Origin of the sequence: Achromobacter spanius (assembly GCF_029637605.1) — a bacterium.
In the GTDB taxonomy this organism is placed as follows: domain Bacteria; phylum Pseudomonadota; class Gammaproteobacteria; order Burkholderiales; family Burkholderiaceae_B; genus Achromobacter; species Achromobacter spanius_E.
The window spans coordinates 1,672,623-1,692,216 of record NZ_CP121261.1 but is presented as its reverse complement, the minus strand read 5'-3'; the positions used below and the strand labels follow the sequence as shown (position 1 = coordinate 1,692,216).

The 19,594-nt window shown below is 62.9% G+C and carries 20 protein-coding genes; 9 read left to right on the top strand and 11 right to left on the bottom strand.

The genetic code is table 11. The annotated features are described in order from the left end of the window. Window positions 1-55: 55 nt before the first annotated feature. Entirely contained in the window at window positions 56-937 is an 882-nt protein-coding gene (locus P8T11_RS07410) for a LysR family transcriptional regulator (protein ID WP_268077551.1), read from the bottom strand. 133 nt (window positions 938-1,070) lie between these two features. On the opposite strand from P8T11_RS07410, the gene P8T11_RS07405 reads away from it, so the two are divergent. Further along, window positions 1,071-1,817, top strand: coding sequence for a glucose 1-dehydrogenase (locus tag P8T11_RS07405; RefSeq protein WP_268077552.1), 747 nt, complete (start codon window positions 1,071-1,073; stop codon window positions 1,815-1,817). Window positions 1,818-1,944: 127 nt separating this feature from the next. Continuing rightward, complete coding sequence (locus P8T11_RS07400; protein ID WP_268077553.1) at window positions 1,945-3,507, top strand: Fic family protein; 1,563 nt, start codon at window positions 1,945-1,947, stop codon at window positions 3,505-3,507. A gap of 57 nt (window positions 3,508-3,564) precedes the next feature. Here P8T11_RS07400 and P8T11_RS07395 read toward each other — a convergent pair whose 3' ends face one another. Further along, window positions 3,565-3,915, bottom strand: coding sequence for a nucleotide pyrophosphohydrolase (locus P8T11_RS07395; protein WP_268077554.1), 351 nt, complete (start codon window positions 3,913-3,915; stop codon window positions 3,565-3,567). A gap of 39 nt (window positions 3,916-3,954) precedes the next feature. Next, window positions 3,955-4,842 carry a LysR family transcriptional regulator gene (locus tag P8T11_RS07390; RefSeq protein WP_268077555.1) on the bottom strand — a complete coding sequence of 296 codons (888 nt, stop codon included), beginning with the start codon at window positions 4,840-4,842 and terminating at the stop codon, window positions 3,955-3,957. Between the two features lie 122 nt (window positions 4,843-4,964). Between P8T11_RS07390 and P8T11_RS07385 the strand changes: the two genes are divergently transcribed. Together P8T11_RS07385 and P8T11_RS07380 are read left to right on the top strand one after the other, a co-directional pair. Beyond that, entirely contained in the window at window positions 4,965-5,639 is a 675-nt protein-coding gene (locus tag P8T11_RS07385) for a peroxiredoxin-like family protein (RefSeq protein WP_268077556.1), read from the top strand. 47 nt (window positions 5,640-5,686) lie between these two features. Continuing rightward, a complete protein-coding gene (locus P8T11_RS07380; protein ID WP_268077557.1) occupies window positions 5,687-6,403 on the top strand; it encodes an SDR family oxidoreductase in 717 nt (238 codons plus the stop codon). Window positions 6,404-6,466: 63 nt separating this feature from the next. Here the strand turns inward: P8T11_RS07380 and P8T11_RS07375 are convergent, their stop codons facing one another. The 3 genes from P8T11_RS07375 to P8T11_RS07365 are packed head-to-tail and all read right to left on the bottom strand — an operon-like array spanning window position 6,467 to window position 10,163. Further along, on the bottom strand, window positions 6,467-7,429 hold the full coding sequence (locus tag P8T11_RS07375) for a PDR/VanB family oxidoreductase (RefSeq protein ID WP_268077558.1): 963 nt from the start codon (window positions 7,427-7,429) through the stop codon (window positions 6,467-6,469). Then, window positions 7,426-8,598, bottom strand: coding sequence for an aromatic ring-hydroxylating oxygenase subunit alpha (locus tag P8T11_RS07370; RefSeq protein ID WP_268077559.1), 1,173 nt, complete (start codon window positions 8,596-8,598; stop codon window positions 7,426-7,428). The genes P8T11_RS07375 and P8T11_RS07370 overlap by 4 nt, the downstream gene beginning before the upstream one ends. Continuing rightward, entirely contained in the window at window positions 8,595-10,163 is a 1,569-nt protein-coding gene (locus tag P8T11_RS07365) for a BCCT family transporter (protein ID WP_268077560.1), read from the bottom strand. Before P8T11_RS07365 ends, P8T11_RS07370 begins: the two co-directional genes overlap by 4 nt. A gap of 193 nt (window positions 10,164-10,356) precedes the next feature. Here P8T11_RS07365 and P8T11_RS07360 point away from each other — a divergent pair, with 193 nt between their 5' ends. Continuing rightward, a complete protein-coding gene (locus P8T11_RS07360) occupies window positions 10,357-11,370 on the top strand; it encodes a PAS domain-containing protein (RefSeq protein ID WP_268077561.1) in 1,014 nt (337 codons plus the stop codon). Here the strand turns inward: P8T11_RS07360 and P8T11_RS07355 are convergent. Together P8T11_RS07355 and P8T11_RS07350 are read right to left on the bottom strand one after the other, a co-directional pair. Beyond that, entirely contained in the window at window positions 11,336-11,788 is a 453-nt protein-coding gene (locus P8T11_RS07355) for a MaoC family dehydratase (RefSeq protein WP_268077562.1), read from the bottom strand. The genes P8T11_RS07360 and P8T11_RS07355 overlap by 35 nt on opposite strands. Before the next feature lie 77 nt (window positions 11,789-11,865). Next, window positions 11,866-12,447, bottom strand: coding sequence for a TetR/AcrR family transcriptional regulator (locus P8T11_RS07350; protein ID WP_268077563.1), 582 nt, complete (start codon window positions 12,445-12,447; stop codon window positions 11,866-11,868). Window positions 12,448-12,662: 215 nt separating this feature from the next. Here P8T11_RS07350 and P8T11_RS07345 point away from each other — a divergent pair, with 215 nt between their 5' ends. Both P8T11_RS07345 and P8T11_RS07340 read left to right on the top strand, forming a co-directional pair. Continuing rightward, window positions 12,663-13,751 carry an alkene reductase gene (locus P8T11_RS07345; protein ID WP_268077564.1) on the top strand — a complete coding sequence of 363 codons (1,089 nt, stop codon included), beginning with the start codon at window positions 12,663-12,665 and terminating at the stop codon, window positions 13,749-13,751. A 113-nt stretch (window positions 13,752-13,864) separates the two neighbouring features. After that, window positions 13,865-14,647 carry an SDR family NAD(P)-dependent oxidoreductase gene (locus tag P8T11_RS07340; RefSeq protein ID WP_268077565.1) on the top strand — a complete coding sequence of 261 codons (783 nt, stop codon included), beginning with the start codon at window positions 13,865-13,867 and terminating at the stop codon, window positions 14,645-14,647. A 109-nt stretch (window positions 14,648-14,756) separates the two neighbouring features. On the opposite strand, the gene P8T11_RS07335 is transcribed toward P8T11_RS07340, so the two are convergent. Next, a complete protein-coding gene (locus P8T11_RS07335; protein WP_268077566.1) occupies window positions 14,757-15,644 on the bottom strand; it encodes a LysR family transcriptional regulator in 888 nt (295 codons plus the stop codon). Between the two features lie 82 nt (window positions 15,645-15,726). Between P8T11_RS07335 and P8T11_RS07330 the strand changes: the two genes are divergently transcribed. Continuing rightward, a complete protein-coding gene (locus tag P8T11_RS07330) occupies window positions 15,727-16,437 on the top strand; it encodes an SDR family NAD(P)-dependent oxidoreductase (protein WP_268077567.1) in 711 nt (236 codons plus the stop codon). A gap of 49 nt (window positions 16,438-16,486) precedes the next feature. Continuing rightward, a complete protein-coding gene (locus tag P8T11_RS07325) occupies window positions 16,487-16,726 on the top strand; it encodes a tautomerase family protein (RefSeq protein WP_268077568.1) in 240 nt (79 codons plus the stop codon). 46 nt (window positions 16,727-16,772) lie between these two features. On the opposite strand, the gene P8T11_RS07320 is transcribed toward P8T11_RS07325, so the two are convergent. Both P8T11_RS07320 and P8T11_RS07315 read right to left on the bottom strand, forming a co-directional pair. Continuing rightward, on the bottom strand, window positions 16,773-18,386 hold the full coding sequence (locus P8T11_RS07320; protein ID WP_268077569.1) for an NAD(P)/FAD-dependent oxidoreductase: 1,614 nt from the start codon (window positions 18,384-18,386) through the stop codon (window positions 16,773-16,775). Window positions 18,387-18,446: 60 nt separating this feature from the next. Beyond that, on the bottom strand, window positions 18,447-19,484 hold the full coding sequence (locus tag P8T11_RS07315; protein WP_268077570.1) for an MBL fold metallo-hydrolase: 1,038 nt from the start codon (window positions 19,482-19,484) through the stop codon (window positions 18,447-18,449). Between the last annotated feature and the right edge of the window lie 110 nt (window positions 19,485-19,594).

Below are 19,594 nucleotides of genomic sequence, written 5' to 3'. Positions count from 1 at the left end.
ACGTTTGCGGATGCGGATCCGCGTCAATCACCGGTCCGAAAAAGATAGCGTTCTGTTAAGGTTGCGCGCGCTGTGCTTCAGTCGCCGCATCCGACAGCAGCGCATCCGCGATATCCAACATCGCCCGCAAGCGATCCATATGCCGCAGGTCTTGGTGGTAGCCCAGCCATATATCCCTGCTTGGCGGTTGGTCCGGCGCTTCAATGCGCTGCAACCCAGGCACGGCATCGCCTAGCGGTCTGGGCAGTACGGCGATACCCATGCCACGCGCGCACATCTGCGCTTGAACCGCCCGGCTTGTGCTGGTGAAAACACGGCGCGACTGCGGGAACCGGTCCAGTAGCCAGGCGACATCCGGAAAGTGGGATTGCGCCGTATTCATAAGAATCAAGCCGACTGAAGACGGATCGTGCTGCATGGCCGATGCGGTGTCCGCCGAACCATATAGCCCATAGGGCACCGTCATCAGGCGGCGTTGAACAATGTCTGGTTCGGTAAAGGGCACGATGCGAAAGGCCACGTCGGCTTCACGGCGTGACAGATCCAGCAGCCGGTAGCTGGCAATCACCTCGGGCACCACGGCCGGATGGCGGCGCGTCAGTTCGGCCAGGACGGGCGCCAGCACATAGCCCGCAAACCACTCGGCCGACGATATTCGCAAGATTCCTTCAAGCCGCTGGTGGTTGCCCGCCAGCCGCCTTTCCAGCGACAGCGCGGAATTCTCCATGGATTCCGCCAACGCCATCACGGCGTCGCCCGCATCCGTCAGCACCAATCCGTCTTTCGTCCTGCGAAAGAGTGCTTGCTCGGCTTCGACTTCAAGCGCCTTGATCCGGCGGCCCACCGTGGGATGGCTCACGCCCAGGCGCCGCGCGGCTTCGCCAAAGGATTGGCCGCGGGCCACCGCCAGAAAGATCCGGACGTCGCTCCATTCCATGCCATGAACTCCCGTTCAAAACTGAACGGGAAATATACAGAAATGGCAGTTCGCAAACAAATCCATTCCGATCAACATGGCGGCTTAGCCGCGCTGGACCATTCCGGTCCAGCCGATTCTGGAATCGCAAGACATGAGCAAGTTGAAAGATAAAGTCGCCCTGGTGACGGGCGCCTCGAAAGGCATTGGCGCGGGCATCGCGCGTCAACTCGCGGCTGATGGCGCGAAGGTCATCGTCAATTACGCCGCAAGCCGGAGCGGCGCGGACAAGGTGGTGGCCGACATCGAAGCCGCTGGCGGAACGGCCGTGGCGGTGGGCGCGGATGTTACCAAGCAGACCGACGTCGAGGCGCTGGTCGGATCGGCTATCGAACACTTCGGCCGGCTGGACATCGTGGTGAACAACGCGGGCATCTACCAGTTCGCCAAAATCGAGGACACCACCGAAGCGCTCTACCGACAGCAGTTCGACATCAACGTGCTGGGCACGCTGCTGGTAGCGGGAGCCGCCGCGCGGCATCTGGGCCAAGGCGGCAGCATCATCAACATCAGTTCCAACGTGACGAGTGTGTTGCCCGCCGAGAGCGCCATCTACACCGGGACGAAGGGAGCCATTGACGCCATCACCGGCGTGCTCGCGCGTGAACTCGGGCCCCGAGGCATCCGCGTCAACGCGGTCAACCCCGGCCTGGTCGAAACCGAAGGTACTCATACCGCCGGGGTGATGGGTTCGGACTTCGAGGCGTGGAATGTAGGCCAGACACCGCTGGGCCGCGTCGGAAAAGTTGAGGATATTGCGTCGATCGTCGCGTTTCTGGCGTCCGACGAGGCGGGGTGGGTGACGGGCGAGGTGATTCTGGGCTCGGGAGGGATGCGCTGACAGGAGGGAAGCGTAGGGTCTTGATAGCGATGCACGCTGTTCTTGGTGCATTCTCCGGCGATGTGTGACAGTATTCCGTTATCATTTTTTTGGGTTTTCCACTAAAAATAAACGTTTTTAGTGGCCCGTGACGGATTTTCATCACATGCGGATCGGTTTGAAAGCCCTGGAGGCCAGGTTTGGCATTACGTCGGCGCAGCCGCTGCGTGTGACCTCGCTCGTTGGTACTGTCCGTGCGACGCGAGAGTCGCCCCAGGGAATCGAAAACCAATATCCCGCTGTTTACCGGCCTGCCGACACCTTTGCCGGACACTTTGAGTTCGGGCTGAAATACGAGGAGATCCATCTCGAATTCTTCGCCCGGCTCTTCACGGCCAGCGGACCCCAGCCGCTAGAGCAATGGTGCCGAGCCGAGCCGTTCGGACAGTACGCGCGCAGGGCGGGCTTTTTCTACGAATGGCTCACCGGTCAGCAACTTGATGTCCCGGATCTGGCCGGCGGAGCCTACGTTGATGCCATCTCCGATGATGCCTACGTCACGCGCACCAAAGCCGCTCGCGATCGTCGTTGGCGGATCAACAACAACCTGCCGGGTACGCCAGCTTTTTGCCCCATCATTCGTCGCTCCCAGGTTCTGACTCAAGCGTTGCAGTTCAACCCGCTTGAGGCGCTCACGGAATTGGATCGGCAGTTTGGCGAAGACGTGCTGAGACGCGCTGTCGTCTGGCTCAAGCTCAAGGAGTCGCGGGCAAGTTTCCAGATTGAACACGAGGCCGATCAGACAGATCGGGTCAAGCGGTTTGCCCACGTCATGGGCGAACACTGCGGCAAGCTGGACGAGCCGCTAGGTATCGACGGCTTGATCGTGCTGCAAAAGGACATTCTCGGCGCCGCGGCATTGCGGCTGGGTGTGCGCCAATCGCCGGTCTTCGTCGGCCAGGCCACCATGCGCGAGGACATCGTCCACTATATCGGCCCGCATTGCTCGGTGCTGGATGAGATGCTGACAGGGCTGCAAGCCTTCGAGCAGTTGACCCGCGGACGCGAGTCGCTGGCGCGCGCGGCGGCCATCGCATTCGGGTTCGTCTACCTCCACCCAATGAGCGACGGAAACGGCCGTATTCACCGCTTCCTGATCAACGACACTCTCTTGCGCGATGAGGCCATTCCAGCGGGGGTGATCCTGCCTGTTTCGGCGACCATCACCAGCGTGCGCGAGTTCGGCCATGGTTATGACCGCGTGCTGGACGTGTTCTCGAGCCCATTCATGCGACGGTACGACTCTGGCTATCGTTTCGGCAAGATGGTCGAATACGAAGACGGCGTCAGGTCAAACTTTGTGTTCGATGCTTATGACGACGCCAACTCGGCTTGGCGCTACCCGGACCTTACCGAGCACGCGATCTACACCGCTCAGCTTGTGGCTCACACCATCCACCACGAAATGGCGGACGAGGCGCGTGTGCTGGTGCGGTTCGAGCTTGCACAGCAGCGCATCAAGGACGTACTGGAAATGCCGGACGCGGACGCTGTGCGCATAATCCGGTCGGTCAAGGAATACGGGTGGTGCATCTCGGGCAAACTCGTGAAGGAGTATCCGATACTCGACGACAAGATACGCGCCTTGCGCGTTATCGAGGCCGTGCAGTCCGCGTTCGAGGATCGGGACCCGTCACCCATCGTCGAATGACCCGCGGTTAAATATCGCAGATCAGGATGGCATGAACGATGCCGGCCTGGCCACCACTCAAAGCTCATCGTATTTCTTGCTGCTACCCCGAGCACGGTCGGCGGGGTACTTCTGCGCGTTCAGGGGAATCTTTGCTTGCGCGGCTTTCACGGGGTCGATGCCAAGCACGTTGCCGAGCTGGACCAGGTAAAGCAGCACATCCGCGATCTCGCTGCCCACCGCTTCGAGTTTCTCTGGGGGCAGCGCGCGGCTTTGTTCTTCGGTCAGCCACTGGAAATGTTCAAGCAATTCGGCCGCTTCCACGATCAGCGCCGACGCCAGGTTCTTGGGCGAATGGAACTGGCCCCAATTGCGGGCCTGGGCAAATTCACGTTGTTGCTGGCTAAGGTCTTGAAGGGTATCGGGCATGGTGTCGACAGGGGTGAGGTAGACAATCGAAGGCGGTTTCTATCGGCCATTTTCGCGCATCACCATCTCTACGAATTCAGCAAACAGCCGTGCCTTGGCGGTGGCCAGGCGTCCCGTGGGGAACACGGCCCACAGGTCGATGTCGGGAAGCGACCAGTTTTCCAGCACGCGGACGACGCGGCCGTCGGCCAGTTCCGGCGCGAACATCCAGTCGGACGCAATGGTCAGGCCCAGATGGGCAAGCACCGCCGCGCGTATGCCTTCAGCCGCGCTGAACCGTGCCCGGCCCCTGACCAGCACCGACACTTCGGCGGCATCACGCTGGAAGTTCCACGCATTGCCCGCCTGGCTGAACACCACGGTCTCGTGGTCGGACAGCTCAGCAGGTAGCTGTGGTGTGCCGTGTCGGGAAAGGTATTCCCTCGTGGCCAGTACCGAGCGGGGGGACGTCGCCAACTTTCGCGCCACGGCGCTGGAGTCGTTCAGTGCGCCCATTCTCAACGAGATATCAATGCCCTCGGCAATCAAGTCGATGATGCGGTCGTCCAGCACCACGTCCACGTCCAGGCCGGGGTTGGCGTCCAGAAAGCGCGGCAAGTGGGGAATGACGTGCAGGCTGGCGAACGTGGGCGCCGCCGAAATGCGTAGCCGCCCGGACAGGCTGGCACCCACGCCGCGAGCGGCCAGGTCGGCCTCATCCGCTTCCTGAATGGCAAGGCGGGCGCGTTCGTAGAAGCGCAAGCCGGCTTCCGTTGGCGTCAGCCCATGCGTAGAACGCAGCAACAGCGTCACGTTCAGATGCCGCTCCAGTTGGGCCACGCTTTTGGAGATGGCCGGCTGTCCCACCCCCAGCACCCGGGCCGCGCCAGAAAAGGAGCCGGCTTCGACCACCCGCACGAAGGTGGTCATGGCCTGAAAGCGATCCATGAAATTCCTATTGGGAATAAGCGTTATCGCTGAATGGTATCTGCCATTCCTGCTGCACGCCAGCCAGAATGTGCTTTCACTATGTGTGTTCCCAAAACGCTTTTATTTGCCAAGGAATTCTTATGTCGCTCCAAGAACAGCTCGATACCTTCAAGGCCGCCTTTGAAGCCGGCCAGCCTCCCTATAACGTGCCGCGCTCGGTGGTGGAGACCATGCACCGCGCCACCGCTGAACTCATCAATTCCGGCGCGGCGCAACGCGCCCTGAAGGCGGGCGATACGATGCCTGCCTTCACGCTGGACGATGCCGAGGGCAAGCCCGTGTCGTCCGCCGATCTGCTGCGGCAGGGCCCCTTGGTCGTGACGTTTTATCGCGGCGTCTGGTGCCCCTACTGCAATATGGATTTGCAGGCGTTGCAGGCTGCGCTGCCCGCTGTCCAAGATGCGGGCGCAAGCCTGGTGGCGATTTCGCCGCAGCTTGCAGCAAACAGCCGCAAGGCAGTGCGCCAGAACGCGCTGACGTTCCCGATTTTGTCGGACTCGCACAACGACGTGGCGGCCGCGTTCGGCCTGCGCTTTGAACTACAGGACTATCTGGTTGACCTGTACAAGTCGCTCAAGAACGAACTTCCCGCCTTCAATGGCGATGCCAGTTGGACGCTGCCGATGCCGGCTCGCTACGTGGTCGCGCAAGACGGCACGATTGTCTACGCAGAGGTAAACCCCGACTACACCCGTCGCCCTGAGCCGTCAGACATGTTGCCCGCCATTGCGCAGGCAGTTGCCCGCGCCGCCTGATTCGTCTGGATAAGCGCTTGCCGAAGGGCGAGCGCGAAGGAGCTTCCATGCCTCGCACTTTTCTTGTCACCGGCGCCAGCAAGGGCATTGGTCTTGCGTTGTCGGTCCGGCTTGCCGCTGGCGGCCATCATGTGATTGGCTTGGCCCGCACCGCGCCAAGCGATTTCCCCGGTACCTTCGTTGCCGTGGATCTGAGCGACGACGACGCCACCCGCGTCGCGCTGGATGACATCATTCAGCGTTTCGAGGTGGATGGCGTGGTGAACAACGTGGGGCTGGTCCGGCCCGCCTTGCTGGCTGACGTGACGCTGCCCGAGCTGGATGAAGTGCTTCGGGTGAACCTGCACCCCGCCTTGGCGGCGGTGCAAGCGGCCTTGCCGGGAATGACGGCGCGTCGTTGGGGGCGCATCGTCAATATCTCCAGCCTGACTATTCTGGGCATGCCCCAACGCACCGCCTACGCGGCCGCCAAGGCAGCGTTGGTCAGTTTCACGCGCGGTTGGGGTTTGGAACTGGCTGACACCGGCATCACGGTTAATGCGGTGGCGCCCGGTCCCACGGAAACCGAACTGTTCCGCGCCAATAACCCACCCGGCAGCGACGGCGAACGTCGCTATCTGTCTGGCGTGCCGATGGGGCGCTTTGGCAAGCCGGATGAGATTGCCGCGGTGATCTCGTTCCTGCTATCGGACGATGCGGCGTTCATGACCGGGCAGACCTTGCATGTGGATGGCGGGGCGTCGTTGGGAAGGGCGTTGTTCTAGGTTCTGCACCAAGCAAGCCGCCCAAGGCAAGCCGCACCCGTCACGCCCGCTAGCGGCGCGGCCCTATAAATCAAGCACAATCCTTCCGCCCCGGGCTCGGGACACGCAGATCAGCATCGTCTGCTGCGCCGCCTTCTCGGCATGGCTGAGATACTGATCAGCGTGTTCGGCTTCGCCTTCCAGAATGCGGGTCTCGCAGGTGCCGCACACGCCTGCGCGACACAGGCATTCCACCGGCACGGTGCTGTCGCGTTCGATGGCGTTCAGGATCGATTCGCCGGCGGCCACTGCCACGGTCTTGCCGGACTTGGCCAGCACCACGGTGAAGGCGCTGCCTGTTGGCTTCGGTGCGGCGAATTGCTCGACATGCACACGCGCGGACGCAATGCCGTTGGCTTGCGCGGCAAGGCGGACGGCATCGATCAGCCTCGCGGGGCCGCAGACATAGGCATGCGCGCCGGCGACCATGCCGCCCAGCAGGCCGGTCAGATCCAGCTTCTGGCCTTTGTTGCCCGCATAGAACCTGACGCACGGCCCGCAGAGCCGGGTCAGCTCATCCCGAAAGGCGCCGTGCTCGTCAGCGCGAAAGGCGTAGTGCAATGCATACGAAGCGCCTCGTTGGTGCAGCTCATGCAACTGCGACATGAATGGGGTGATGCCGATGCCACCCGCGATCAGCACATGGTGACGAGCCGACTCATCCAGCGCGAACAGGTTGCTTGGGGCGGTGATGGCAAGCGTGTCGCCCACGGCCACCTTGTCATGCAGAAACGCCGACCCGCCCTTGGATGCGGCTTCACGCCGCACACCGATCTGGTAGCTACCCAACGCGCTGGGCGGGCTCATCAGCGAATAGGCGTTGTTGACCTGACGACTACCGTCGCGCATCTGCACGATGATGTGGCTGCCGCCCGTGAACGGCGGCAACGCGCTGCCGTCCAGGGCTTCCAGCGTGTAGCGCTTGATTAGCGGGGTCACGCGCTCAATGTGCGCGACCCGCACTTGCAAGGTCTGTTGTGTGCTCATGCCGAGGCGGGGGCCTGTTGCGGCGCCGACCGAGGCATTTCAGAAGCCGCCTTACCTGCGTATTCCGTTGCCAGCTTGCGATGAAAATGCACGATGCCGTGTTCGCTGATGCCGCTGCGCTGGCGGTCGACCATGATGCGCCCCTGGCCACGATAGCCCCTGGACTTCAGGCCCTTTTGCACGCTTTCCACCAGGCGCAGGTCTTCGGGACGGAACACGTCGCGGTACCACTCAACCAGCGTCTGCTGTTCTTCAGTCAGATCCTTGTTCAGAAAGTAAATCTCGTAGTGCTGGAGCGTGACGCCCGCGCTGGCGGGAAATTCGTAGATGACGGTCATGAAGTCGGCACCCGGCGGCACGTTGAACATGGTGCATGGCCAGGCCCAGAAGCCGGCAAAACTGGGGTCCTTTACCGAGGGATCCACCTTGAAGGATTTTTCCGACGACTTCGCCAGGCCGAATTGCAGCGTCCAGTTGCCGTGCATCGTGTGCTGGTATTTGTCTACCTGGACGGAGTCCGCGAAGCTTGGGTGGACGGGGCCGCAGTGGTAGCACTCCAGGTAGTTGTCGACGATGGACTTCCAGTTGGCGGGCGTTTGCGTGACGAAGCGCGCGGCCAGGTGCAGGTCATCCACCACCGGGCAGGCGGCGCGCAGGCGGGCTGCAAGGCCGGGGAGTTGATCTTCAACGGTGCCGGCGTTTGCGTTCATGTTGATGAAGATGAAGCCGGCGGCTTCCTCAACCCGAACGGGGACCAGGCTGGCCTTGTCGGGGCTGAAGTTGGGTACGTTGTCGCAGTTGCGGGCCAGGGCCAGCTCGCCATCCAGCTTGAAGGTCCAGGCGTGGTACGGACAGGTGATGACGTTTCTGGCGCGGCCGCTGCCTTGCATCAGTTGGTGGCCCCGGTGCGGGCAGACGTTGTAGAACGCCCGCAGGACGCCTTCGCGGTCGCGCAACACGATGATGCTTTCGCCGATGATCTCGCGCGTGACGTAGTCGTTGGGTGCGGCCAATTCGCTGCGGTGCGCCACGCAGATCCAGGCGTTGGCGAATACTTTTTCTTTTTCGTAGTCGAAGACAGCGTCCTTCGTGTAGTACGAGGCAGGCAGGGTCCAGGCGTTTTCTTCGTCGGCGCAGAAGTTGGCGGGAAGCTTGGCGATGAGGTTCATGATGATCTCCTGGGAATAAAAACAGCTTGGGTGGGCGATTCGATCTGGTGCGCGGGGGTATCGCCGTAGTCCTGTATCAGCCAGCGGAACAGGCCGAACAGCTTGATGGCGAGGATGAACAGGAAGGGGATGGCCGTCAGCACCACGGCGGTTTTCATGGTTTCCAGCGAAGCCTTGGTGAACAGCATGGCAAGCGGCACCAGCGTCAGCGCAATGCACCAGAAGACGCGGCTGGTGGGGCTGGGGTCTTCGCCTTCGGACAGGTTGCGGGTGGTGGTGGCGGCCACGGCGTAGGCCACGGCATCTACGTGGGCCGCCAGGAAGACGATCATGATGGCCAGGTACAGCGCCAGGAACAGCCAGCCGACGGGCAGCGCGCTCAGCAGCATTTCCACTGCCGTTTCGCCGCCGTGTTCCTTCAGGATGCGAGGCACGTCGATAGCGCCCGACAGGAACTGGTGCATGGAATAGCTTTCCAGCGCGCCGAAGAAAAACCAGCAGCCGGCGCTGCCGCCCAACAACAGTGCGTAGATCACTTCCTTGATCTTGCGGCCCTTGGATACGCGCGCCACGAACATCGCCACGCCCGGCGAATACGACACCCACCACAGCCAATAGAACACCGTCCAGCCACAGTTGAAGGCGCCGTCGCCAGCGGGGTCGGTGAAGAGGCTCATGCGGATGTAGTTCTGCAGCATCAAGCCCAGGCTGTTGACAATGTTGTTGCCGGAAAACTGGGTTGGCCCCACCAGCAACACAGCGGCGGCCAGCAGCAGCGCGCCCCAGCAGACCATATGGCTAAGCCGTTTCATGCCGCTGGCGATGCCGATGTAGGCGCTGGCCGAGAACAGGGCCGACACGCCGACGATCACGATGACCTGCATGCTGAAGGTGTCGGGCGTGCCAAGCAGGCTGGACAGGCCGCGCGTGAAGGTCGATGCGGTCAGCGCGATGGACACCGTCAGCGCGCCGAACATCGTCAGCAGGAAGATCAGGTCCACCGCGCGGCCGACCGGACCCGTGGCCCGAAACCCCGTAATGGCCTGGATGATGGACGCCAGGTTCAAGCCCGTGTTCTTGCGCACATGAAAGTGATAAGCCATGGCCAGCGAGGGCAGGGCATACACCGCCCAGGCGCTAAGGCCCCAATGGAAGAAGGAATAGCTGATGCTGTATTCCAGTGCCTCGCGCGAGCCGGCGGCGACGTTAAGCCCCGGCGATTGGTAGTAGTAGGCCCATTCCATCACGCCCCAATACAGGGTTGACGACCCCATGCCGGCGCAGATGAACATGAAGACCCAAGACAGCGTTGAGTATTCCGGCTTGTCTTCGCCAAGCCGTACGTTGCCGTACTTGCTGAATGCCAGCCCGATGCAGGCGATGACACAGCCAAAGACGAACACCTGGATCACTGATCCGAACGAGCGCGTGGTCCAGTCGAACAGTACGGTGGCCGTAGCGGCCGCTTCAGTGGGCCAGAGAACCATGGCGATGACGGTAAGCAGCACGGCGGTAAGCGTGCATAGGGTCAGGAACTGGTCGCGGCGTGGCGCGGATGTTTTCACGTTGTCTCCTCCGATGCGTCGTTGCGCACGGTGTCTTGTTGGGAGTTAACCAACGGTTTACATTAACCATTAGCTAACAATTGACTAACGCGACTTTAGGTACAGCCCAGCCTATGTACAAGCATCAATCTGAATGCGGCGCGTTTGTAACGGCGCGCAGTTTTTACCCCTGCGCGCGCAGGAGGACAGGGTCATGATGGAAGACAGCTTTGCGTTCCGCCTGAAAGAGCTGCTTGAGCACAAGCAGTTGTCATTGCAGGCCGTGGCCACCGCGCTGAACGTGTCGCGCCCCGCCGTTCATAAATGGACGAAGGGCGGCGAAATCGACTATGAAAAGCTGCGCAAGCTGGCGGCGTTCCTGGGCGTCAACTGGATCTGGTTGCGCTACGGCGAGCAGGGTCTGGAGGCCGCGGGCGCCTCGGGCGCGGTGGTCATGCCCATGACCGATACACGGCGCCGCTACATGGCCGAGATCATGGAAAGCGAGGCGCGCATGAAGCTGGCGCAAGAGGGTGCGCGCATCGTTACGTGGGAATGGAACCTGGTCACGGACGACGTCAGCTACTCGTCCAATGTCCAAGCCGTTTATGGCTGGCGCATTGTCAGTAACGAGAGCTTCTGGAAGCACGTGCACGCCGATGACGTGCCCATGATGAACGCCGTCTACGAAGAATCGCTACGGACGGGAAACGCGCATGAGTTCGACTTTCGGCTGTTCCAGCCCGACGGCGGCCTGCGCTGGATTTCATCGCGCGCCACGCCCGTGCGTGACTTGGACGGGCGCGTCGTGAAGGTCGTGGGCATCAGCATGGATAACACCGCGCGCAAGCTGGCCGAGCAATCGCTGCGGGACCAGCAGGCGCGTTTCAAGGCGGTGTTTGAGCTGACGTCGCAAGGCATGGCGCTGTTGGACGCTGACCTGCGCTGCGAATCCGCCAACGCGGCGCTGGCGCGCATGCTGGGCTACCGAAAAGAAGAACTACTGGGCGATGGACTGGCCAGCGTGCTTGCCGACGGGGGCGCGCGGTTGAAGAAAATGTTGCATGGCAGGCCCACCGCGGCGTTTGGTGCAAAGCTGCGCCGCAAGGATGGAAGCTGGCTGAATGTGACGCTGCGTGCCGTGCTGACCCGTGCCAACAACGCTGGCGCGGCGGCGTACTTTGCGCTGGCGCTTACGCTCCGCGACGCTGCACCACCAGATTGCTGACGAAGATCTGCACGACTTCATCGTTCTGATTCAGCGTGGTCGTGCGCGCTTTCACCATGCCTTGCTGGGGCCGCGTCTTGGACGGCCGCACTTCCAGCACTTCGCTTTCAATCCGTAATTCGTCGTCCGGGCGCACCGGTTGCGGCCAGCGAATTTCATCCACGCCGGCGCCGATGATGCCGCCGGCAGGTTTGAATTCACTGGCGACCAGCAACTGCATCGTCAGCGCGGCGGTGTGCCAGCCGCTGGCGGCCAGGCCCTTGAAAAGGGTGCTGCTGGCGGCGTCTTCGTCCAGATGAAACGGCTGCGGGTCGAATTCAGTGGCAAAGGCCTTGATGCGTTCGCGGGTAACGCGTACGCGGGCGGTGCCGATGAAGCGTTGTCCGGGGCTCAGGTCTTCCAGGTAGTGCAGGGGCATGGGGATTGGCTCCATCAGATAGGCAATGCGGTCAGGGCAACAAGGTTTAGGGCGCTGAACACAGGGCAACGGAAACGTTAAGCGGCGGCTGTTGGCGTCAAGGACGCAAGCAGTTCATTGCGGCAGGCCTCCAGGATTTCGTCGGCCAGCGGGGAATCATCAGGGCAGGCGCGCGACAAGGCAACGGCGCCGATCACATGGGCAAGCAAGTCGATGCGTTTGGCGCGCGCGCGCTTCGGGTCCGCGTCCTGGGGCGCGGCGTCGTCCCGGCCCAGCACGGCCAGCATGTCTTCGATGCCCGCCGCAAAGGTGGCTTTGACGTCGTCTGATTGGCGCGCGGCGTCGCCGCACAGGGCAGCCATGGTGCAGCCGGCGCTGCGCCCGTCGCGGTGGGCGCGCGACACATACACGCTGATGAACTTGGCCAGGTCCATGTCGCCCGTCATGGCCAGGGATTGCGACAGCCCCGACGCGGCGGTTTCCGCCATCAGGTCGGCTTTGGACCGGAAGTGCTTGTAGAAGCCGCCGTGGGTGAACCCGGCCGCTGCCATCAATTCGGCCACGCCCACGCCGTCGTAGCCGTGCTCTCGGAAGAGGGCCGATGCGGTTTCGACGATATGCGCCCGGTTGGCCTGCGCCTGCGCCTTGGTGACTTTCATTTGCTGCCCCTCATTTCGTGGCCCCATCGCGTGCCTCGTTGATCAATGCAGTGCCCAGGACGTGAATATACATTGATGTCGATCATCATCAAAGTGCTTGACGATTTAGATGTTGATCATCATCATTAACGCCGTTAGCGCATCCAGCGCCAGCGCAACAGGCCCAAGCACGCACTTTCGGCCGCGGCGCTCAACCCTCTTCGACGGACCTGACCATGACCGACAACGCTTTGTTCCAGCCCTACCAACTGGGATCCCTGACGCTTTCCAACCGCATCGTGATGGCGCCGCTGACGCGTAACCGCGCCGAGGCGGACTTCGTACCCAGCCAGTTTGCCGCCACCTACTACAGCCAGCGAGCATCGGCGGGTTTGTTGATTGCCGAGGCAACGCAAATCTCGCGGCAGGGGCAGGGCTACCAGGACACGCCGGGGATCTACACGCCCGCGCAGATTGAGGGCTGGCGCCAGGTGACGCAGGCCGTCCACGCCAAGGGCGGGAAGATATTCCTGCAGTTGTGGCATGTGGGCCGTGTGTCGCACGTGGACCTGCAAGAGAACGGAGCGGCGCCTGTGGCGCCCTCCGCCATCCGCGCCGAGACCAAGACGTTTGTGAACAATGGCTTTGTACCGGTGTCGGCGCCGCGAGCCTTGGCGTTGGACGAGCTGCCCGGCATCGTCAACGATTTTCGCCAGGCGGCGGCCAACGCCATCGCGGCGGGCTTCGATGGCGTGGAAGTCCACGGCGCCAACGGCTATCTGCTTGAGCAGTTCGCCAAGGACGGGGCCAACCACCGCGACGATGCCTATGGCGGCTCGGTGCAGAACCGTGCTCGGCTGTTGCTTGAAGTCGTCCAGGCGGTGGCCGCTGAGGTAGGCGCTGACCGCACAGGCGTGCGGATTTCGCCGGTATCGCCCGCCAATGGCATCTCGTGCAGCGACCCGCAAGCGCAGTATGACTACATTGCCGACCAGCTCGATGCGCTGGGCGTGGTCTATCTGCATGTGGTGGAAGGCGCCACGGGCGGCCCGCGCGACGTGGCGCCGTTTGATTATGGTTCGCTGCGTCGGCGCTTTACGAACACCTATGTCGCGAATAACGGCTACGGCCTGGACCTGGCCGCCACCCAGCTTGCCCAGGGCCATGCGGACCTGTTCGCGTTCGGGCGTCCGTTCATCGCCAACCCGGACCTGGTCCAGCGCCTGAAGACGGACGCGCCGCTGGCGCAGTTGGACCCGGCCACGCTTTATGGCGGCGGCGCGGAAGGCTACATCGACTATCCGGCCTTGGCTGACGTGCGCTGAGCCGCGCTGACCCCCCGCTGACCCTCGCTGAACCGCGCTGAGCCGCGCTGACTCCCCTTGACCCGCTGCGCATCGCGGCGGGGTCCATTTCCATTTACAAAGAGAGCTGCAAGATGAATCCCTCCACAGTGTTGATTACCGGCGCGTCCTCCGGCATTGGCGCAACCTATGCCGAACGTTTTGCGCGGCGTGGCCATGACCTGGTGCTGGTGGCGCGCGACCTTGCCCGGCTTGAGGCCCTTGCCGTTCGGTTGCGGCAAGAGCATGGCGTTGGCGTCGACGTGCTGGCCGCGGACCTGACGCGCGACGATGACATCGAACACGTCGAGGCGAGGCTGCGGGAAGACGCCCGCATCCAGATTCTGATCAACAACGCGGGCGCCGCGCAGGCGGGCAATTTTGTTGCGCAGACGCCCAGCATGGTTGAACAACTGGTCGCACTGAATACCACCGCGCCAACGCGGCTGGCCAGCGCGGTAGTGCCGCGCCTGGTGCAAGCGGGCGCGGGCGCTATCGTCAATGTGGGGTCGGTGGTTGGCTTCATGCCGCAGTTCGGCATGGCGGTCTACGGCGCAACCAAGGCCTATATGTTGTTCCTGTCGCAGGCCTTGCACGAAGAACTATCGCCCGCGGGCGTTTACGTGCAAGCCGTGCTGCCGGCCGCCACGCGCACCGAGATCTGGCAACGCGCGGGCATTGATATCAACATGTTGCCGGAAGTGATGGACGTGGGCGAACTGGTGGATGCGGCGTTGGTGGGCTTTGACCGGCGTGAAACGGTGACGATTCCGCCGTTGCATGAGGTGTCGCGCTGGGATGCATTGGACGGAGCGCGGCAGGTCTTGTTGGGTGACATCAAGATGGCTAGCGCGGCCGCGCGCTATCAACCGTCTTGATGCGTCGCGACCGCGCGGCTACCGAAGCGGCGTTTGTGCCAGGTTGATGCCCGGCCTGAGCCCACCTTGTGCCCGGGGGCGAATTTTTAGCGCCGCGTTAGTTGCGGGGTCAGGCGTTGAACAAGGCGCGCTCGTTGCCGAAGACGTCGACCAGGTAGTCAACAACCGTTCGGATGGGCGGATCTTTACGATCTTGCCTGCGCGTCAGCAGCACGATGTCGCGCGGTGGCGGTGCGTCGTCCAGCATGCAGGGTTGTAGCCCCGGTGTCGTGCGCCCAAGGTAGTGCGGTAGCAGGGCGACGCCCACGCCCGACTGCGCGGCCACGGCCTGCGCCACCTGGTTGTTGGCCCGAAACGCCACGCGTGCCCGGGGATAACGCCGTGCCAGCCAGGCGGCTTCGGGCAGATAGGCATTGGCCTCGTCGAAGCCGACAAACACCGGTTCGGCGCCGCTTGCGATCCGTTCGCAAAGCGCCGGATCTCCATAGAAGCCATACGCGATGTGCCCCAGCGGCTTTGCAATGAAGTCACCGTCCTGGGGGCGGCCCAACCGTACCGCGATATCGGTGACATGCCGCTCAAGGCTCACCGAGCGTAAATCGGTCGCCAGATCGATATCGATGCCGGGATGCCGCAGCGGAAGCCGGGCCAGCCGGCTGACAAGAAACCCCTGCGATAGCGCGGGCGGCGCGTTGACCCGGACCAGGCCACGCAGCGCGCTGTCCGCGCTGGCTCTTCCCAGGGTGTGGACAGCGGTTTCCATATCGCTGGCCGCCGCCAGCGCGTGACTGCCGGCGGGGGTCAAGACGTAGCCTTCGGGCCGGCGTTCGACCAGCTTTTCGCCCAGGGTGGCTTCTAGCGACCGAAGACGCCGCGATATCGTCGAATGGTTGGTCGATAGTGCCCGCGCGGCGGCCGAGAGACTGCCGTAACGACCTAGCGCGAGGAATACGCGGATGTCCTGCCAGTCGGGCTCTGTGCGTTTTTTCTCAGCCATTGCGCAAGAATAGCGGATTTTCGATCAGCGCCAATACGCCTAATGTTCCTCTCACACCAACCACATCTGTGAAGGAAACATCATGAGCAATGAACGGAAAGTCGCCATCGTTACGGGCGCATCGCAAGGGCTGGGCGAGGGTATTGCCCAGGCATTTTTGGATCGGGGTTACCGGGTTGTAGGGACGTCGCGGTCGATCAAGCCGTCTGAAGATCCCAATTACCTGACCCTTGCCGGAGACATCGGCGACCCGGCCACGGGCAAGGCAGTTGTGGAGCTGGCGTTGGCCCGCTTCGGTCGGGTGGACACGCTGGTGAACAACGCCGGCATTTTCATCGCCAACGCCTTCACCGCCTATACCGAACTGCAATACCGGGACATGCTTGCCACGAACCTGGCGGGCTTCTTCTACACGACCCAGCATGTCGTGGACGCCATGTTGAAGCAGGGCGGCGGCCATATCGTGCAGATCACCACGACGCTGGTGGACCATGCGAATTCCAACGTGCCGTCGGTGCTGGCGTCCTTGACCAAGGGCGGCTTGGCCGCCGCCACGCGCAGCCTGGCCATTGAATACGCCACCCGGAATATTCGTGTCAACGCGGTGTCGCCAGGCATTATCAGGACACCCATGCATGCGCCCGAAACGCATCAGGCTTTGGCGGCATTACATCCCATGAAGCGTCTGGGGGACATCGCCGACGTCGCGCAGGCGGTACTGTATCTGGAGGACGCCGGTTTTGTGACCGGTGAAATCCTGCATGTTGATGGTGGACAGGTGGCGGGCGCCTGACGCTCCACCGTTCAGCCCGTGGCAACGCTCGGTTCAAAGGAGAACAAACATGCCCTACGTAAATATCAAGGTCACTCGCGAAGGCACCGCGCCCGGCGCGACGGCGACGACACCCGAACAGAAGCGCGCGCTGATCAAAGGCGTCAGCGATCTGCTGTTTGAGGTGTTGGGCAAGCCGCACGCGTCAACCTTCGTCGTGATTGACGAAGTTGAGATGGAAAACTGGGGCGTCGGCGGCGTCACCGTGCCGGAATACCGGGCGCAACAGGTCAAGGCCGGCACGTCGTAGCGGCCCGCCTTGGCCGCCTTGACCCGTAGCCGCCGGTGGGGTTTCCTTACCCCTGGCGGCCCATGATGCTCAACGCCACCGCTTCGGCAATCTTGATGCCGTCCACGCCCGCCGACAGAATCCCGCCCGCGTACCCCGCGCCTTCGCCGGCCGGGAACAGCCCTTGGGTGTTGATGCTTTGCAGCGTGTCGTTGTCGCGCTTGATCCGCACCGGCGACGACGTGCGCGTTTCCACGCCGGTCAGCACGGCGTCGTGCATGCCGAAGCCCTTGATGGTCTTGTCAAAGGCGGGCAGCGCTTCGCGGATGGCCGTGATGGCGAAGTCGGGTAGCGCCGTGGCCAGGTCGGTCAGGTGCACGCCCGGGGTGTAGGACGGCAGCACGGAACCGAATTCCGTGGACGCCTTGCCCGCGATGAAGTCGCCCACCAACTGGCCAGGCGCGCTGTACGTTTCGCCGCCCAGCACGAAGGCCTGCGATTCCCATTTGCGCTGGAAGTCCACGCCGGCCAGCACGTGTTCCGGGTAGTCTTGCTCGGGCGAGATCCCCACCACAATGCCCGCGTTGGCATTGCGCTCGTTGCGGGAATATTGGCTCATGCCGTTGGTGACGACGCGGTTGGGTTCCGACGTGGCGGCCACCACGGTACCGCCCGGGCACATGCAGAAGCTGTACACCGACCGGCCGTTGCTGGCGTGATGCACCAGCTTGTAGTCGGCCGCGCCCAGAATGGGGTGGCCGGCGCTGGGGCCGAAGCGCGCCTTGTCGATCAGCGACTGCGGGTGTTCGATCCGGAAGCCGATCGAAAACGGCTTGGCTTCCATGTACACGCCCTGGTCATGCAGCATCTGGAAGGTATCGCGCGCGCTGTGGCCGATGGCCAGCACCACGTGATCGGCCTCGATGTGTTCGCCGCTGGTCAGCGTAACGCCCGTGACCTGGCCGTTTTCGCGTTGCAGCGTTTCCACTTTGCTGGAAAAGCGCACTTCGCCGCCCAGTTTGGTGATGGTGTCGCGCATGACTTCGACCATGCCGACCAGGCGGAACGTGCCGATGTGCGGCTTGCTGACATACAGAATTTCTTCCGGCGCGCCGGCCAGCACGAATTCCTTCAGGACCTTTTCGCCGTAGTGCTTGGGGTCTTTGATCTGGCTGTACAGCTTGCCGTCCGAGAACGTGCCCGCGCCGCCTTCGCCGAACTGCACGTTCGACTCGGGGTTCAGGATGCGTTTGCGCCACAGGCCCCAGGTGTCCTTGGTGCGTTCACGCACGGCCTTGCCACGTTCCAGGATGATGGGCTTGAAGCCCATCTGCGCCAGCACCAGGCCGGCGAACAGGCCACAGGGGCCGGTGCCGATGACGATGGGGCGCTTGGCCAACGTGGCGGGCGCCTGGGCGACAAACTTGTATTCGGTGTCGGGCGTGGGCTTGACGTGACGGTCGTCATGAAAACGGGCAAGCAGCGCCGCCTCGTTTTCCACGTCGATATCCAGCGTGTAGGTCAGCAGGATATTGTGCTTTTTGCGCGCGTCGTAGCTGCGCAAGAAGATGGTGAAGCCATGCAGGTCGCTGGCCGGAATGCCCAGTTTTTTAAGAATCGCGGCGGGCAATTCTTCGGGCGTGTGGTTCAACGGCAGCTTGATTTCGGTCAGTCGCAACATGCTTCGGTCCAGAGGGTGGGCGATCACAACGTCGCCAAACGCGGGATTGTACTGGAGCGCTCAGGCGGGGGCGTTGCCGATTCGCCACCACGGGGAGCCCGCCTCCGGGGCGGCCATATCCACCCGTTCTCCCATCACGGGCGTGGTCAGCGCGACGCCTTTGGACGAGGCCAGCGCCGCGATCCGTTCAAATGGGTCTTCCCACGCATGCAGCGCCAGGTCGAAGGTGCCGTTATGAATTGGCAACAGCCAACGGCCGCGCAGGTCCAGGTGGGCTTGCAGGGTTTCTTCGGGCTGCATGTGCACGAAGGCCCAGCGCTTGTCGTAGGCGCCGGTTTCCATCAGCGTCAGGTCGAAGGGGCCGTAAGCGTCGCCGATGGCCTTGAAGCCGTCGAAGTAACCGCTGTCGCCGCTGAAGAAGACGCGCAGGTCGGCGTCCTGGATGACCCACGAGGCCCATAGGCTGCGGTCCGTGTCGGTCAGGCCGCGTCCCGAGAAGTGCTGCGCCGGCGTGGCGGTCAGGCGCAGGCCGTCGACGTCGGTGGATTGCCACCAGTCCAGTTGTTCGACGCGGGCGGGGTCGACGCCCCAGGCGATGAGCTGGTCGCCGACGCCCAGGGGGGTGATGAAGCGGGCGGTCTTGGCGGCCAGCTTGTCGATGGCGGCGCGGTCCAGGTGGTCGTAGTGGTTGTGCGACAGGATCACGCCGGCAATGGGCGGCAGGTCTTCGATGGAGATGGGCGGTGCGTGAAAGCGCGCGGGGCCGGCCCATTGGACGGGCGAGGCGCGTTTGGAAAATACCGGGTCGGTCAGCCAGTAGCGGCCGTGCAGTTTCATCAGGATGGTTGAATGACCCAGGCGATACAGGCTGCGGTCGGGCGCGGCTTGCAGGTCGGCCAAGGTCAGCGCGCGTACGGGAATGGTTCGATCAGGCACGGTTCCCCGGGGCTTGGCGAAGAAAAACGTCCACATCAGTTTCAGGCCTTGCCAGAAGCCCAGCGAGGGGCGCGGCCGCGGGTTGTGGAACCGGCCTTCATGGTGTTGCGGAGACTGCGGATAGCTGGGCGGGGCAGACGGGCAGGAGGTGAGGGCGGTCACGGCTAGGGTTCCAGACAGAGGAGGGCAATGGGCGTTGCGACTGATGCGACTGACGCTCTAGGCGCCGCCGCCAAAAATTACACTGCGCAGTGTAGTTTTGTTTTTCTGAA

Excerpts from the sequence above, each read along its gene's own strand:
- P8T11_RS07360 (WP_268077561.1), top strand. The coding sequence starts at position 10,357 with ATGATGGAAGACAGCTTTGCGTTCCGCCTGAAAGAGCTGCTTGAGCAC.
- P8T11_RS07405 (WP_268077552.1), top strand. The coding sequence starts at position 1,071 with ATGAGCAAGTTGAAAGATAAAGTCGCCCTGGTGACGGGCGCCTCGAAA.
- P8T11_RS07350 (WP_268077563.1), bottom strand. The coding sequence starts at position 12,447 with ATGAAAGTCACCAAGGCGCAGGCGCAGGCCAACCGGGCGCATATCGTC.
- P8T11_RS07375 (WP_268077558.1), bottom strand. The coding sequence starts at position 7,429 with ATGAGCACACAACAGACCTTGCAAGTGCGGGTCGCGCACATTGAGCGC.
- P8T11_RS07330 (WP_268077567.1), top strand. The coding sequence starts at position 15,727 with ATGAGCAATGAACGGAAAGTCGCCATCGTTACGGGCGCATCGCAAGGG.
- P8T11_RS07390 (WP_268077555.1), bottom strand. The coding sequence starts at position 4,842 with ATGGATCGCTTTCAGGCCATGACCACCTTCGTGCGGGTGGTCGAAGCC.
- P8T11_RS07340 (WP_268077565.1), top strand. The coding sequence starts at position 13,865 with ATGAATCCCTCCACAGTGTTGATTACCGGCGCGTCCTCCGGCATTGGC.
- P8T11_RS07395 (WP_268077554.1), bottom strand. The coding sequence starts at position 3,915 with ATGCCCGATACCCTTCAAGACCTTAGCCAGCAACAACGTGAATTTGCC.
- P8T11_RS07335 (WP_268077566.1), bottom strand. The coding sequence starts at position 15,644 with ATGGCTGAGAAAAAACGCACAGAGCCCGACTGGCAGGACATCCGCGTA.
- P8T11_RS07345 (WP_268077564.1), top strand. The coding sequence starts at position 12,663 with ATGACCGACAACGCTTTGTTCCAGCCCTACCAACTGGGATCCCTGACG.
- P8T11_RS07410 (WP_268077551.1), bottom strand. The coding sequence starts at position 937 with ATGGAATGGAGCGACGTCCGGATCTTTCTGGCGGTGGCCCGCGGCCAA.
- P8T11_RS07385 (WP_268077556.1), top strand. The coding sequence starts at position 4,965 with ATGTCGCTCCAAGAACAGCTCGATACCTTCAAGGCCGCCTTTGAAGCC.
- P8T11_RS07380 (WP_268077557.1), top strand. The coding sequence starts at position 5,687 with ATGCCTCGCACTTTTCTTGTCACCGGCGCCAGCAAGGGCATTGGTCTT.
- P8T11_RS07355 (WP_268077562.1), bottom strand. The coding sequence starts at position 11,788 with ATGCCCCTGCACTACCTGGAAGACCTGAGCCCCGGACAACGCTTCATC.
- P8T11_RS07370 (WP_268077559.1), bottom strand. The coding sequence starts at position 8,598 with ATGAACCTCATCGCCAAGCTTCCCGCCAACTTCTGCGCCGACGAAGAA.
- P8T11_RS07325 (WP_268077568.1), top strand. The coding sequence starts at position 16,487 with ATGCCCTACGTAAATATCAAGGTCACTCGCGAAGGCACCGCGCCCGGC.
- P8T11_RS07320 (WP_268077569.1), bottom strand. The coding sequence starts at position 18,386 with ATGTTGCGACTGACCGAAATCAAGCTGCCGTTGAACCACACGCCCGAA.